At 43.0% G+C, this 15,606-nt stretch carries 10 protein-coding genes; 2 read left to right on the top strand and 8 right to left on the bottom strand.

All coding sequences use genetic code 11. The annotated features are described in order from the left end of the window. Positions 1-251 precede the first annotated feature (251 nt). Together nlpD and rpoS are read left to right on the top strand one after the other, a co-directional pair. On the top strand, positions 252-1,322 hold the full coding sequence (gene nlpD / locus PZ638_RS04715; RefSeq protein WP_094960916.1) for a murein hydrolase activator NlpD: 1,071 nt from the start codon (positions 252-254) through the stop codon (positions 1,320-1,322). Between the two features lie 54 nt (positions 1,323-1,376). Then, the gene (gene rpoS / locus PZ638_RS04720) at positions 1,377-2,363 is read left to right on the top strand and encodes an RNA polymerase sigma factor RpoS (RefSeq protein WP_004260723.1); all 987 of its coding nucleotides are present in this window, start codon (positions 1,377-1,379) and stop codon (positions 2,361-2,363) included. 78 nt (positions 2,364-2,441) lie between these two features. On the opposite strand, the gene miaE is transcribed toward rpoS, so the two are convergent. From miaE to PZ638_RS04760, 8 genes are all read right to left on the bottom strand, one after another. After that, positions 2,442-3,206, bottom strand: coding sequence for a tRNA isopentenyl-2-thiomethyl-A-37 hydroxylase MiaE (gene miaE / locus PZ638_RS04725; RefSeq protein WP_096865144.1), 765 nt, complete (start codon positions 3,204-3,206; stop codon positions 2,442-2,444). Position 3,207: 1 nt separating this feature from the next. Next, the gene (mutS, locus tag PZ638_RS04730) at positions 3,208-5,775 is read right to left on the bottom strand and encodes a DNA mismatch repair protein MutS (protein ID WP_180312395.1); all 2,568 of its coding nucleotides are present in this window, start codon (positions 5,773-5,775) and stop codon (positions 3,208-3,210) included. 262 nt (positions 5,776-6,037) lie between these two features. Next, on the bottom strand, positions 6,038-7,336 hold the full coding sequence (locus PZ638_RS04735; RefSeq protein WP_094960920.1) for a c-type cytochrome: 1,299 nt from the start codon (positions 7,334-7,336) through the stop codon (positions 6,038-6,040). Beyond that, on the bottom strand, positions 7,329-9,605 hold the full coding sequence (locus PZ638_RS04740) for a xanthine dehydrogenase family protein molybdopterin-binding subunit (protein WP_094960921.1): 2,277 nt from the start codon (positions 9,603-9,605) through the stop codon (positions 7,329-7,331). The genes PZ638_RS04735 and PZ638_RS04740 overlap by 8 nt, the downstream gene beginning before the upstream one ends. Beyond that, positions 9,602-10,075, bottom strand: coding sequence for a (2Fe-2S)-binding protein (locus tag PZ638_RS04745; RefSeq protein ID WP_036958302.1), 474 nt, complete (start codon positions 10,073-10,075; stop codon positions 9,602-9,604). Before PZ638_RS04745 ends, PZ638_RS04740 begins: the two co-directional genes overlap by 4 nt. 396 nt (positions 10,076-10,471) lie before the next feature. Further along, on the bottom strand, positions 10,472-11,791 hold the full coding sequence (locus tag PZ638_RS04750; protein WP_144140621.1) for a cytochrome c: 1,320 nt from the start codon (positions 11,789-11,791) through the stop codon (positions 10,472-10,474). Positions 11,792-11,802: 11 nt separating this feature from the next. Next, positions 11,803-12,369: a (2Fe-2S)-binding protein gene (locus PZ638_RS04755; RefSeq protein ID WP_004260707.1), complete on the bottom strand. Its 567-nt coding sequence runs from the start codon at positions 12,367-12,369 to the stop codon at positions 11,803-11,805. Next, entirely contained in the window at positions 12,366-15,284 is a 2,919-nt protein-coding gene (locus tag PZ638_RS04760) for a xanthine dehydrogenase family protein molybdopterin-binding subunit (protein WP_206277446.1), read from the bottom strand. The genes PZ638_RS04755 and PZ638_RS04760 overlap by 4 nt, the downstream gene beginning before the upstream one ends. Positions 15,285-15,606: the final 322 nt, after the last annotated feature.

Consider the following 15,606-nt stretch of genomic DNA (forward strand, 5'->3'; position numbering starts at 1 on the left):
AAATATCATTGCAAAGGTTCTATTAACCCAAATAGCAGTAAAACTATTCCAAATATGATATTTTACCCAGCTGAATTTGGGGGAATAGCTTAAAGCGTTAGGTCATACTCTCAAATTGTTATATTTTTAATATATTTAACTTGTTCACTATTTTGTATTTCTGCTTTAATAAGTGAAATATTTTATGATAACTCTATTGCTGACATTGTTTTGAATTGTCGCGTCAGATTTTTCTTCACGGGAGAAGAAGCATGAAAATTGTTAGCCCTATAAGCAGAATTCGATGGGCCGTCATCTTTTCATTTAGCGGAGCGCTATTGGCAGGTTGTTCTACACCGTATCATACAGCGGCACCTATTTCGAGTGTGAATGATAGCCAGTCTAGCCAACAGACGGTGCAAAGGACGACACCGGCCTCGTCACCAAATACGGGTATGAGCACGGCAATGCCGTCGTCTCGTCCAAATTTATCAAGTAATACTAACACTCAGCCTGTAAGCCGTAGTTCAGCGCCAGTAACAACTAATGGTGAAGGGCGCATTGTATACAACCGTGACTATGGCAGTATTCCAAAAGGCAGTTATAGCGGTAATAGTTATACGGTGCAGCGTGGTGACACATTATTCTATATTGCATACTTAACCGGTAATGATTTCCGGGAGTTAGCATCGAGAAACAATATTCCAGAACCTTACAGCCTAAATGTAGGGCAGGTTATTAATATTGGTAACACAAATGTGAACTCGAACACTCAATTAGCGGCAAATTCATCAAATAGTCATCAGCAAGCGGTTGATCTTCGAACAACTAATGAGTATCCTGCAAACAGTGGTGGTCAAACTTCAGGTAAGATGTTGCCTAATAATAAGAAACCTGCAACGCAAGTTTCAACGACAACAACAACCTCGACAGCAACCGCTTCTACCGCAGTCAGCAGTACGAATAATTCGTCAATAAAATGGCGTTGGCCAGCTGAAGGGAAAATGATTGAAGGTTTCTCTGATGCTCAAGGCGGGAACAAAGGGGTAGATATAGCCGGTTCTCGTGGTCAAGCTGTGCTTGCTGCTGCGCCAGGAAAAGTCGTTTACGCAGGTAATGCTTTGCGTGGATACGGAAATCTAATAATTATAAAACATAACGATGACTATCTAAGTGCTTATGCTCACAATGATACGTTACTTGTGCGTGATCAGCAGGATGTCACTGCGGGTCAAAAAATAGCCACTATGGGTAGTACTGGAACTAGTTCGGTTAGACTACACTTTGAAATTCGTTACAAGGGAAAATCAGTAAACCCGTTGCGCTATTTGCCGCAACGATAAACTGGGCAGAGTGCTTTGACATTCTGTCCGCATTATCTAGGGTAGGAGTCACTGATGAGCCAAAGTTCGCTGAAAGTTAACGAGTTATATAATGACCTCGATGAAAGTAATTTAAATGACACTTTTGACGAGAGTCAGTTTAAAGAAGAGGATCTGGTTACTGAGCTAGATGACGAAATGGATTTACTCCAGAACACAAATCAACGTGTTCTGGATGCCACTCAAATTTATCTTAGTGAGATTGGGTTCTCACCACTCCTTACAGCAGAAGAAGAAGTTTTCTATGCAAGACGTGCATTGCGTGGAGATATTGCATCACGACAGCGCATGATAGAAAGCAACCTTCGTCTCGTTGTAAAAATATCACGTCGTTATAATAATCGAGGTCTCGCATTACTCGATTTGATAGAAGAAGGAAATCTTGGGTTGATTCGTGCTGTTGAAAAGTTTGATCCTGAAAAAGGGTTTCGCTTCTCGACGTATGCAACGTGGTGGATCCGTCAAACGATCGAGCGCGCGATTATGAACCAAACTCGAACCATTCGTCTTCCTATTCATATCGTTAAAGAACTCAATATTTACCTTCGTACTGCACGTGAATTAGCCCAGAAGTTGGATCATGAGCCAAGCCCTGAAGAGATCGCTGAGCAGCTAGATAAACCTGTCGAAGATGTCAGTAGGATGTTACGTTTAAATGAACGTATCACATCTGTTGATACGCCAATTGCAGGGGACTCAGAGAAATCTTTGCTTGAGGTATTGTCTGATGATAATGATTCAGGTCCAGAAAATACAATTCAAGATAATGACTTAAAAGAGAATATTGTTAAGTGGTTATATGAATTGAACCCAAAACAAAGGGAGGTTTTAGCACGACGTTTTGGGCTTTTAGGCTATGAAGCTGAAACTCTGGAAGAAGTTGGCCGTGAAATAGGGTTAACAAGAGAACGTGTTCGCCAGATCCAAGTAGAAGGTTTAAAGCGATTAAAAGATATTTTACATGGAGAAGAGCTGACTCTGGAGTCGCTATTTAATATGTAGGATGTTGATTAGATAGTTAAAGCCCCTATAAGCTAAGGTTTATAGGGGCTTTTTATATGTAAATAATAGAGAACAAGCTTAGTTAATGGGGACACCACTATGAAATTTAAAATCATCATCAGGTGTCGAAATTAATTCAGCTTCAATAATACCAAAATAATTAACTCGCTCAGTAATATCTTGTTTGCTAATTAATTGTGCTAAGTGCAAATAATCTTGATAGTGGCGAGCTTCTGAGCGTAATAATGAAATATAAAAATTTGCCAGCTGCTCATCAAGAAATGGGGCTAATTTAGCAAAACGCTCACAAGAACGTGCTTCGATATAAGCTCCAATAATTAGCTTATCAACTAAGGTTTTTGGATCATGGGGGTCGACATGGCTCAACAACCCTTTAGCATAACGGCCTGCTGTGATGCCATCGTATGGAATATTACGTTCATGCATAATCTCTAGAACTTGGTAAAAATGATGAAGTTCCTCTTTGATTAGCAGGACCATTTTATCAATTAAATCTTGGCTATAAGGTGATTGTTTTTTTGCCAATATCTGTTTAGAAACCTGATTTTTATTTCTTAATGTATGGATGTCACCAATTCTGTCATAAGCAAATGATTCATAAGGTTTAAACCATTCAAGTAGCACTGCAGCACTGTCTTTATCGACAGCATACTTGCGAATTAAAAACATCGCACTTTGCGCGGCTTTTAATTCACATAATAAATGGTCTTTTAAGATAATGGGCAAGTTTTCAGGCAAACTCGCTTTTTTTACCCACGCATCAGGCGTTTCACATTGCAGAAACTGCCTGATTGGTGTGAGTAATTGCGCATACTCATCCATGTTAGTTATCCATATCCTTTAACCGATAAATCCAATCTAGGGCTTGGCGCGGAGTGAGTTTATCGGGATCAATTTCAGCGAGAGCAGTTAATACTGGAGATGGCTCGACATCTTCTGTGGTTAAAAAGCTAAGCTGGGCGCTATCCACATGGCTCGCATTGGCATTGTTTGAGATCACTTCGAGTTCTTTAAGCTTTTGTTTCGCTCGTTTAATCACATCTTTTGGCACGCCTGCAAGAGAAGCGACAGCAAGGCCATAGCTTTTGCTGGCGGCGCCGTCTTGAACGTTGTGCATAAAGGCAATGGTATCACCGTGCTCAATAGCATCGAGGTGAATATTGACTGCACCTTCGAGTTTTTCAGGTAGTGTTGTTAATTCAAAATAATGCGTAGCAAATAAGGTCATTGCCTTGATTTTATTAACTAAATTTTCAGCGCAAGCCCAAGCAAGAGAAAGGCCATCATAGGTTGAAGTCCCACGACCAATTTCATCCATTAGCACTAAGCTATGTTCTGTCGCATTGTGAAGGATATTGGCGGTTTCTGTCATTTCAACCATAAAGGTGGAACGGCCAGAAGCTAGGTCGTCAGAGGCTCCAACACGAGTAAAAATACGGTCGATTGGCCCTATTACTGCCTTGCTGGCAGGAACAAAACTGCCGATATACGCTAATAAGGTAATCAATGCAGTTTGGCGCATATAGGTACTTTTACCGCCCATATTTGGACCAGTAATAATTAATAGGCGACGTTGTGGTGATAGTGATAATGGGTTAGAAATAAACGGCTCGCTAAGCACTTGTTCTACAACAGGGTGGCGACCCTCGGTTATTTGGATACCCGGTTTTTCAGTCAGTTGTGGGCAAGCATAGCCTAGAGTTTGTGCTCTCTCCGCAAGGTTGGCTAGGACATCTAACTCAGCGAGTGCTTCAGCACTAGTTTGCAGCGCAGCAAGATGAGGCAATAGCATATCAAACAGCTCATCATACAGCGCTTTTTCAATAGCTAATGCTTTTCCTTTTGATGTCAATACCTTATCTTCATATTCTTTGAGTTCAGGAATAATATAGCGTTCTGCATTTTTTAACGTTTGGCGACGAACGTAATGGATAGGTGTTAAATGGCTTTGACCGCGGCTAACCTGAATATAGTAGCCATGAACCGCGTTATAACCGACTTTTAGGGTATCGATCCCCAGCTTTTCTCTTTCACGAATTTCGAGTCTATCGAGGTAGTCGGTTGCCCCATCAGCAAGGGCGCGCCATTCATCGAGTTCACTATTATAACCTGGGGCGATAACACCGCCATCACGTACCAACACAGGTGGTGCATCAATAATGGCTTTTTCAAGTAAGCCTTGTAACTCATCAAATTGACTAATACGATTTTGAAGATCTTGCAAATACGAACTACTTGATTGGCTCAGTATTTGATGAATATCTTGGTATTGCTGGAATGCGTAACGCATACGGGTTAAGTCACGTGGACGAGCGGAACGCAGTGCTAAGCGTGCTAATACCCGTTCTAAATCGCCGATTTGACGCAAAAATGGTTGTAATTCAAAGCCGCATTCTTGCAATGCACTAATAGCTTGTTGGCGGTTATTTAATACTTGAATATTACGCAATGGGGTATGTAGCCAACGTTTTAGCATACGACTGCCCATTGGGGTCACACACATATCCAAAATGGCGGCAAGTGTGTTTTCTGTACCACCTGCAAGGTTTTGTGTGATTTCTAAATTGCGACGAGTTGCTGCATCCAAAATGACATTATCATTTTGTTTTTCCATCACAATACTGCGAATATGGGGCAGTGAAGTACGTTGTGTGTCTTTTACATATTGTAATAAGCAGCCCGCGGCTCTGAGCGCTTTATGGGCATCTTCAACCCCAAAACCGATTAAATCTTTAGTGCCAAACTGTAAACCGAGCTGTTGTTTTGCAGTATCAAGCTCATATTCCCATAATGGGCGGCGACGTAAGCCTTTATTATGTTCAATTAATGCCATACTGGCGAAGTCTTCAGGGTATAGAAGTTCGGCAGGGCGAGTGCGTTGAAGTTCAGCTTGTAATGCTTCTTCGTCGGCGATTTCACTGATAATAAAACGGCCAGAAGTGATATCTAATGTGGCAAACCCGAAGCCTTGTTGGTCTTGCCATACCGCAGCTAATAGGTTGTCTTGCCTTTCATTTAATAGCGCTTCATCGGTGATAGTACCTGGCGTGACAATACGTACTACTTGGCGCTCAACCGGCCCTTTACTGGTCGCAGGGTCGCCAATTTGTTCACAAATGGCGACGGATTCACCCATTTGTACTAATTTGGCTAAGTAGCCCTCGGCAGCATGGTGGGGAACGCCGGCCATAGGGATCGGCTGCCCCGCAGATTGCCCCCGTTTGGTGAGGGAAATATCCAACAATTGAGACGCTTTTTTAGCATCATCAAAAAACAGTTCGTAGAAGTCACCCATGCGATAAAACAGCAGTATGTCTGAATGTTGTGCTTTTAGTTTTAGATACTGCTGCATCATAGGGGTGTGAGATTCGAAACTTTGCTTATCAGTCATAATGTTGTCTGTTTAACGTATTGAGTTAACTAAATTCTGTGAGTGTATTCGACGATTATTTTCAGAGACTAAAATACCACAAATCGCAAGAAATGAGAGTAGGCAAACGTGTTAGCCATGCAATTCTCTATAGTATGACGTGATTATCACAGGGACAATGCATGTTTGGTGATAAATGGTCTGAAATATTGTTGAGTAGAAATAAATAGCGCAAATAAGGGGACATAGATATAACCGTTATTTGCGCTAAAGATAAAACGGATTATTTAGCTGCTGTTTCCGCGCGTAGCTGGCTAACTTGTTGTTCCAAATCAGGCCATGGCGATTTGTCGGTAAACGTTGTTCTTAGGTAATTTAAGAGTACAGCTATTTGCTTATCACTTAAATTATGACGAAAAGCAGGCATGCTACCGAGCCCATCTGTTGCCTCATACTCTATTCCATTTAATACAACGCGAATGGCATTATCTGGTGTATCTGCATAAAGATTTGTATTTAAGGCTAAAGCGGGGCGTACACCTGACATTTGCGCACCTTTCGTTTGGGCGTGGCATGCCATACAAGCCCCTGAATATAACCTTGCCCCTTCAGTAGAGAGTGGTTCAATTTTATCTTCTGTTTGCTGTACGATTGCTACGGCTTGCGATGTGACCTGCGGATGATCAACTTCAGAAGTCAAATAGGTAGCAATAGCTTGTCTATCTTCTTCGGTTAGTTGAGAGGTTCCTTCTCTAATGACAGGCGCCATCGGGCCTGCTGCAACGCCATGGTTAGCTGAGAACCCGCTACGCAAAAACTCCGCCATGTCCTGATGGCTCCATGCAACAGGTGAAGATTGGTTACCTCGCAGCGCTGGTGCACTCCACCCTTCAGCATCTCCGCCCATCAAGTGGCTATCTCCGCCTTTTTCGCCAAATAAAATATCACGTGGAGAGTGGCAAGCGCTGCAATGGCCGAGTCCTTCGGTAAGGTATGCACCTCGGTTCCACTCATCAGTTTGTGAACTATCTGGTTTTAATGACCCGGTGGTTAAATAGAGCTGGTTCCATGCCCAAATTCCTTGGCGAATATTAAAGGGGAAGTTCAACGATGTCTTTGGGGGTTGATAACGAACGGGTTTTTGGCTCATTAACCATGCATAGAGGTCATATAAATCATCGTCGGAAGTATGAGTAAATGCGGTATAAGGGAAAGCAGGGTATAAATAATTCCCTTCACGATCAACACCATAACGCATAGCCCGTTCAAACGCTTCATATGACCAGCTGCCAATTCCTGTTTCTATATCCGGTGTTATATTTGTGGTGTAAATTGTGCCAAAGGGGATCTCCATTGCGAAGCCCCCGGTATTTTTCTCACCGCCAGGCCGTGTATGGCAAACAGCACAATCACCTAGTGCCGCTAATTTTTCACCGTGGGCAATTTGAGCATCAGTAAAACTTTGTGTCGAATTAGTGTGTAATGGCTCAATGGCAGATTGCCAACTCAGAGCGAGTCCCCCCACCGCAATAATAATGACAGCAAGCGCACTGTAGCCAAATAGTTTTTTTGCTTTACTCATGAGCCACTCCTTGGTTTTTGGCTGCCATATTTACTGCTCGCAGAATACGTTCAGGGGTAAACGGAGCTTCCCGCATACGAACACCTAATGCATCAAATAACGCATTTGCTACCGCGGCAGCGCTTGGTACCGATGAAGATTCACCCGCTCCCATAGGGGGTTCATTGGGATATTCCATTAATTGAATGTCAATTTCAGGTAACTCATCGAAACGTAGAATAGGGTATCCCCCCCATTCAAGTGAGGTTGTGCCTGATTTATCAAAGGTGGCAAACTCTTTTAATACTCGGCTACAGGATTGAATAATGTTTCCATGGACTTGGTGTTTAACGCCATCTGGGTTAACTATTTGTCCACAATCATGAGCGACATAGACTTTTTTGATAAGCACTTGCCCTGTACGACGATTAACGGTTAAGTCACAAACCCAAGCTGCCCATGCTGCACCAAACCCCGGGAATTTACTGTGAAAATAACGCGCCCATGCAAAGCCTCGACCATTCACAATTTCTTCGGTTACAGGGGATGGTTTTTGATGCATTGGTCCATCAATCCAATTTGCCTGTTTTTTCACAGCATTAATTAAAGCGATAGCTCGAGGATCATCTAAATATTTCAAGCGGTATGCTATAGGGTCTTGCTGTGCTAAATAAGCAATTTCATCAATCCAAGATTCATGGGCAAATACATTTGGGAGCGCTGAAACTCCGCGCATCCAAGATGCCCTAACAACAGGTGCGGTATCTTTAGCAATAACACGCATATGTGGGTATAGATATTGAGGGATAGCAGTGCGGTCTCCCATCTGTTGAATATCGGGTTTGTTTTCTTTTTTCCCAGTTAAAATCAACGATAAAGTAGCAGCATTATTTGATGGATAACGAGTACTGAGTTCGTAAGCGCTGACATCATTATTTTGATCAACTCCCCCTCGAATTTTAATCAATTGCCCTGTGCCTTTTGGCTCCCAACCCGCTTCTTGTTCTCGCATTAATTGCACTCGCACAGGTCGGCCTGTCGCTTGAGACAGTAAAACAGCATCGGCAGCCACGTCATCAGCACAGTTGCGCCCATAGCACCCTGATGCTTCCATGCGATGAATATGTATTTGATATAGGTCTCTATCGAGTTGTAGTGCTAAATCTTTTCGTAGGTCATGAGGGTTTTGTGTGCCTGACCAGACGTCTACTTTATCGGCACGGACATCAGCGATAGCGCAAGATGGCCCAATTGATGCGTGTAAATGGTATGGCCAAACATAGTCAGCATTCACGGTTTTATGTAAATTTGCTAAGGCGCTGTCAACATCGCCATCATCTCGTAATACCCTATCTTGGCTGGGTAATGCATCAAGGGTGTCATGGAGCTTATCAAGGGTTAAATCGGGTAATCCTTGCCATTCTTTCCATTGAACTTTTAACTGACGCATAGCGTCTATCGCTTGTTCTTCTCGTTCTGCAACGACACCAACAAAGTCATTAATGCGTACAACTTTTACCATGCCTTGCAGGTGGGCAATCGAACTTTCATCAATGGAAAGCAAACTATTCCCAAGCGGCGCGCTACTATCTGCACCTGCATAAGGAGGGCGAATAACTCTGCCATGTAACATATTGGGTACTCGCATATCATGTACCCAAGTCAATTCACCCGTTACTTTAGCGCGAATATCTACGCGTTGAATCGGCTTTCCGACATAAACAGCCTCAGAAACAGGTTTTAAGGTTACGTTTTCATCTAATTCAAAATGGAGATCTTGTCCTTTCGCCAATTGCGCATAACTCAAACGGCGTTCAGGTTCGGCAGTGACAAAAACATATCCATGCTCTGCTCGAACAGCTTCCACAGGCTCATTTAACGCTTTTGCAGCAAGAGATGTTAGCTTCATACGAACTTGAGCTGCGGCATGGCGTAAAGGGATAGAAGTGACTTGAATGGTCGCACTGGCGATAGTCGGCCCTTGATCTGGTGTACTTTGCGGATCCCCAAGTATCATTGTTACCGATTCAAAAGAGACACCAATTTCATCAGCGACAATTTGTGCGAGCGAGGTACGAATTCCTGTACCTAAATCCACATGGCCATTAAATGCAGTCACCGAACCATCTGCAGCAAGAGCAATAAAACTATCGACATAATTTAAAGGGATAGCGGCATTCTTGGTTGGTGTTTTTTCTGTTGCAAATGAAATAGAAGGCAACATGTTACTGACAACGATGAGCCCACCAGCTTGCAGCATACGGCGTCGAGTGATATCTAAAATACTCATGCTTTACCACCTTGTGCGATGATTATTTTAGCTTTTTTAGCTGCTTTTAATATTTCTACATGGGTTCCACAACGGCATAAATTAAAAGCGAGCTCTTTTTTTATTTCTTCTTCACTTGCATTAGGGTTACGTTTAAACAGAGCAACCAATGTCATTATCATGCCATTCGTACAATAACCACATTGTGCTGCTTGCTCATCAATAAATCCTTGTTGCACAGGATGGAGTGTATCAGCATCACTAATACCTTCTAATGTCGTAATTTTTCTATTTTCTACTGTCGATATAGGTGTTGAACAAGAGCGAACGACTTTACCATCGATAAGTACACTACAAGCACCACATTCGCCTAAGCCACAGCCATATTTGGGGCCGTTGAGCTTTAAATCATTACGTAATACGTAAAGAAGCGGTGTTGATGGAGAAATATTACTTAGTTCAACCCATCTTCCATTGATATTTAGTTGCATATACTTTCCTTTCACATTGCTAATCACAATAAATGATAATTTAATGTTATTATTTGTATGTTAACTATAACATAGGTTATTAATTTGAATTGTGACTGTATGTGCTAAGCTAAATTTTCGTTATGTATATAGTAAGTGCTTATTAATAAAGGTTAATATTGAAAAATACCCATGAGTTGTGTGAATGTTTGAGTGAGGTAATGTGAAAGGAAATCCAGTTGATATATTCCAAATAATTAGAATGTGGGCTGTCGTTTTCTCTGCTTGTGGGATTAACTCAAGATAGGCTTTTAGATAACAATAAAATTAATGGGGATTTTACTCAAATATTGTAATGAAAATAATAATGTCGCTTCCCTTCAATAAATAAGTCATTTGAAGAGAAGCGACGAATGATTACTGAGCCGCCTTTTTCAGTTTTTCAACTTGTTCGGCGGTGACGGGTTTACCTTGTCCTCCCCACTCAGCGCGCGCCCATGAAATTAAATCTGCCATTTCTTGAGGTGTTAAATCATCGGCAAAACTTGGCATTGCATACATACGCTGCCCGTTCGGGAAGGTGGTGGTTGGAATACCGGTTAATACCACACTGATAAAGGTTTCAGGGCTGTCCATGGCTAGGATGGCATTACCTTTTAACGCTGGAATGCCATTTGGTACACCTTCTCCGGTGATCCCGTGGCAACCTGCACACGTAGACATATACATCAGGCGACCAGTTTCCATGATTTGACTAACATCACCCACTTCTGGTGAGTTTGCTTCCGGTAATGGCGCTGGTGGGGCTTTGGCTCCGAGTATTTTTCCTTGTTTATCGGTCATCAAATAAATCGCCATGTCATCAACATCGCTTTTTTTCATCTGACTAGTAGAAAAATGAGTCACTGTGCTCATATCTGCAAATGCAGAGCCTTGTGGGGCATTGCCCGTCAGTAAAAATTGGCTCAAAGAGGCGGTATCGTAGCCATGTTTGGAAAGCGCTTCTGCTGTGATATCAGGGATCGCTAAACCCGCTTCTTCACCCCCTTGAAGTGACCGTGAAAACTCGACACCCATCATTAAGTTACGTGGTGAGTGGCAAGCACCGCAGTGTGCCAAACCTTCGACAATATACGCGCCACGGTTCCATTCTGCAGAGCGTTGCGGGTCGTGGGGTGCATTTTGTTTAGGAAAATTGAGCAAAGTCCAGAAGTTCATAAATGGACGAACGGGTAGGACAAAGACACCTGTATTTTCTTTGTTTGGCACGGCTATTGGTGGAAGCGACATCACATAAGCATATAGTGCATCAATATCTTCTGATGTGGTCATATGGGTAAATACAAACGGCATCGCAGGGTAGAGATTACCTCTTTCTTTGCCAATTCCGTCTTTCAACGCACGATGGAAATCAGCGCGGGTATAGTTACCAATACCAAATTGTTTATCAGGCGTTATATTCGTGGAGTAAATAGTACCGAAAGGGGTTCCGATAGCACGCCCCCCCGCAGCCAATGGCCCTTCAGGTAATGAGTGGCAACCAAAGCAATCCCCAGCGGTTGCCAGTTCTTGCCCTCTTGGCAATAATTTGGCGACTTCTTCTGAGGTTAGCGGTTTATCTAAATCAGGGCCGATACTGGAGGTACGAAAAGCGCCAAACAGGATCGCAAGCATTAATATTATGAATAATAAGATAATAATATAAATGCTTTTACGTAGAGAGCTGGATTTAGCCATGATGTTTCTCCCTAGTCGATTACGCAGCCAGGAGTGTCGAGAGCGACTTTCCTCACAGCTTCATAATAGCGTACATAACCTGTACAACGGCAAATATGCTCATTGAGAGCCTCTTCAATCGCATGTTCGAGTTGGTCTCGTTTCACTGGATTTTTCTTCAGTTTATCAAGAAACACCGTTGCACCTGTGACAAAACCGGGAGCACAATAACCACATTGGAACGAAAAGTTTTCGATAAAAGCTTGTTGAATTGGCGTTAATTCAACAACTTTGCCTTGTTCATCCAGTTTGGCTTGCCCTTCGATGGTAACAATATTTTTATTGTTGAAATAATGGGCACCAAAGATACAAGTCCGGCTTTCAACCGTTGTGCCATCGGGCTGGATTTCCATAATGGTACAAGCATGGCAAATCCCTTGTCCGCAACCAAAGTGGGTGCCAGTGAGGTCTAGGTATTCATGTAGAAACTCAATCATTGGCATCCCAACAGGGACATCAATAGGACCAATTTTTTGGCCGTTAATGGTCAGTGTTAGTGGCTTGCGCTCAATAATCGGAACGGCATTGTTGATTTTCATGAGAGTGCCTTTTTAATTTTATCTACCGTAATAGGGAATTCATAGAAACGCTTGCCTGTTGCATGGGTTAATGCATTGCTAGTCGCAGGTAAGATTGGGATCATCCCCAGTTCTGCCATGCCTTTGGGTGGGGAAGTTTCTGAAAGTGGTGGTAAGTAATCAATGGTTTGCTGCCAAACCGCAACATCTTTAGCGCGCGGCAGGACATAGCGATTAAAGTTCCATGTTCCGTTTCCTGGCCCATCTTCATAGAGTGGTAATTCTTCCATCAACGCGTGGCCGATACCCATCGCGGTACCCCCTTGAATTTGGCCTGAAACCAATTCAGGGACAATCATCGTACCGGGGTCCATAATCATATGGTGGCGCATGATATCGACCTCACCCGTCATGGTGTTGACGTTGAGCTCGACTAAACAAGACGCAGGCGTGACCGTTGTTGGGTCCGCTTTAGCGCGTTGTGTTGGGGGGTAGTAGGCAATTTTACGTTTAATAAAATGGTAACCGCTAGTTGTCATTTGTTTTTTCAATTCTTGTGGAGCACCCTCGCCATAACGAACGGATATTGCATCGAGAGGGAGATTTTTCAAACCCACAGTTGGGATATCGAATTCTGCGCGAGCCCACTGCCAGCTGGAATAGCCGTGAACAGCAACCCCAGTGATGAGCCCCATCTCATGGGCTCTTCTGGCTAAAATGTCAAAAGGAATGGGCTTCATTCCGCCACCGCCAATACCATCTGGGCCAACGCGAATATCGGAAAATTCAACATTTAAGCCGTTGAACGCACCGCCGCCGGGGCCTTCACTCCAAATGCTTTTGGCCGCAGGCCAGAGGGTATTTTCCAATAAAAAATGGCCAGCTTGGCGTGTACCGAACCCAATGTAGTAAACACCACTTGATGAGCTCATGTCAGGTATTAGAGCGGGTGTCCAATAGGGATCAGTTTTGGATAATTCATCTTGTTTTTTCTGGTCGGCCCAACTGGTTTTAAGCGGTAGTTCTTCAAACTCAGTCACCCCAAACTCAACGACATCAGGGGCTTTGCTGAGTGCTTGCCATACCATCACTTGCTGTGCGGTTGTGCCACCGGTGCCAATCTCTTGCATACAATGGCGCATTGTTAGCTTGCCATTGGCATCAAATTCAAGAGAAAGAATCGTTGGAACACCGCTAGACCCATAAACTTGCTGTACTTGCGCGAAGCCAACGCCGTATAACTTACCGGGGTTTTCCGCTTCATAATCGGCTTTGTTTTTCTCACGATCGACCCAAATCGGGTGTTTTTCCGCAAGATTTAACATTTCAACGTTGCGTGGATCACCGGCTATTACACCACCTTGTGTATTTGGATAACCTTCTAAAATGGCATTACGGCGGCGCAGTTCAATCGGGTCAATATTAAGATTATGAGCGATTTCATCCACCATCAATTCAGTGACTGCCATCGACTGCAAGGAACCAAAACCACGCATTGACCCCGCTTCGACAGCCGGAGTGGCCATGGCGAGAGCGGTGAGGTCAGATTTAGGGAAGTAATAAATAGACTGAGCACCGCGCACTGCTACGTGAGATACGGCAACGGAGAGGTTTTCACGACCGCCGCCATTACAGTTATAAGTGCCTTTTAATACATCAAACTTACCTGTTTTTTTATCACCAATAATGGTGACATCCATCTCAATGGAGTGGCGTTTCATTCCCATTTGGAATTGTTCATAGCGGTCATTTGCCATGCGAACAGGTAAGCCATCAGCGTAGAAACTAGCGACCATCGAATAAAAAGGAAAAACCGAATAGTCTTTTGAGCCGTAACCAACAGTAGAACCGGTTAATAACACAATGTTTTCGACGGAAAAATGTTTGTTGTGTTTAGATAGCTCAGCAGCAGCATTAACTACACCAGCAGGAGACTGTGTCGCGGTTAAGATATGCAGTGTTTTGGTTTGTGCGTCATACCAAGTATTACAGTTATCTGGCTCCATCGCGCAAGGGTCAATGGATTGTGAAAAACCATGGCGCTCAATCACAAACTTATCAGGGTTCTCGCGAGCCGCTGCGATTTCTTGCTCAATTTGCCGCGCGTAATCCATCGCTTTTTCTTGTTTATCAGGGCTTTTTTCTGCCTGATGAAGGGCTTGAATAAAGCCACCGCCACGATCTTTACGGATCACTGGGGGAATAGAAATGGCGTGCTTGGGGTCATAAGGTGGCCAAATAGGCGTATTGCCATCGAACCCGCCTTTAATACCTGAATCTTGATAAGGGGAAAAAATAGAAGGCGAAAGTGGTGTGTCACCACCGATACGCACGTACCGTGCTGCACCATAGTTGGCGGGCGGTTTTGGCCCTGTCACCGTTCCGTATTTTACGGTGTTTGTGGCAAAGCGTAACATCCGCTGTGCTGCACTATATTTATCGAAATCATGATAAATCAAGATAGCAACTGGGTGGCCAATAATCGGCGGTGTATCCCCTAGAGGAACTAAAATATTGGTGCCATAGAAGCCTTTCCCCATACTGGTATCTTGGGGAATATTTAAGCCATCACGGATAAGATCTTCTTGTAAAACAACTTTATCAGGTTGTAGATTTGGCCCTAACATTGAAATATCAATGCCTTCAAAGGTTTTATCTGCCTCTGTCGCTTTTAACATAAAGGCATAACTTTGTTTTTTTGGCCAGCCGGGGATGTCTTTAGCGCGGTAATCACGAGCAAAATTTTTACGGCCAGTGACTTTCTCAACGCCATCCCAACGAAAACGTGCTTTACCGTTTTGACCAATCCAATCCGTTGATGGGGCGTCAGAATCGAGCTCCATTGCTATTGCAAAAGGGAGTTTGCCGACCATAACAGCAATGCCCGCAATAGTGCCTAGTTTGATGAAATTGCGTCTAGAAATATGTCCCGACATGTTGTGCTCCCTGATTATATTTTTAGGGTTTTTATTATGAGCAATGGAAGTAAATAATATTTTTTAGTCATTCATTATAAGATCGTTTTATTTCGCTTAAGTTTGCTCACAATTTGATGACTAATATCAGATAGCTCAGTAAGTTACATAAATAGTATGGGTATCTGTAATGATATATCAAGAACGAGTAAAGGGATTTAGACAAGAAAGTGAATAATACTGTTTAAGTCATCTTAATATGACAGTATTGAATAAAATAACTGAGCTTTATTAGAACACAATTTATTTAAATGATACTAATTCTTATTAATGAATGATTAAA

The organism is Providencia hangzhouensis (assembly GCF_029193595.2).
In the GTDB taxonomy this organism is placed as follows: domain Bacteria; phylum Pseudomonadota; class Gammaproteobacteria; order Enterobacterales; family Enterobacteriaceae; genus Providencia; species Providencia hangzhouensis.

Excerpts from the sequence above, each read along its gene's own strand:
- nlpD (WP_094960916.1), top strand. The coding sequence starts at position 252 with ATGAAAATTGTTAGCCCTATAAGCAGAATTCGATGGGCCGTCATCTTT.
- rpoS (WP_004260723.1), top strand. The coding sequence starts at position 1,377 with ATGAGCCAAAGTTCGCTGAAAGTTAACGAGTTATATAATGACCTCGAT.
- miaE (WP_096865144.1), bottom strand. The coding sequence starts at position 3,206 with ATGGATGAGTATGCGCAATTACTCACACCAATCAGGCAGTTTCTGCAA.
- mutS (WP_180312395.1), bottom strand. The coding sequence starts at position 5,775 with ATGACTGATAAGCAAAGTTTCGAATCTCACACCCCTATGATGCAGCAG.
- PZ638_RS04735 (WP_094960920.1), bottom strand. The coding sequence starts at position 7,336 with ATGAGTAAAGCAAAAAAACTATTTGGCTACAGTGCGCTTGCTGTCATT.
- PZ638_RS04740 (WP_094960921.1), bottom strand. The coding sequence starts at position 9,605 with ATGAGTATTTTAGATATCACTCGACGCCGTATGCTGCAAGCTGGTGGG.
- PZ638_RS04745 (WP_036958302.1), bottom strand. The coding sequence starts at position 10,075 with ATGCAACTAAATATCAATGGAAGATGGGTTGAACTAAGTAATATTTCT.
- PZ638_RS04750 (WP_144140621.1), bottom strand. The coding sequence starts at position 11,791 with ATGGCTAAATCCAGCTCTCTACGTAAAAGCATTTATATTATTATCTTA.
- PZ638_RS04755 (WP_004260707.1), bottom strand. The coding sequence starts at position 12,369 with ATGAAAATCAACAATGCCGTTCCGATTATTGAGCGCAAGCCACTAACA.
- PZ638_RS04760 (WP_206277446.1), bottom strand. The coding sequence starts at position 15,284 with ATGTCGGGACATATTTCTAGACGCAATTTCATCAAACTAGGCACTATT.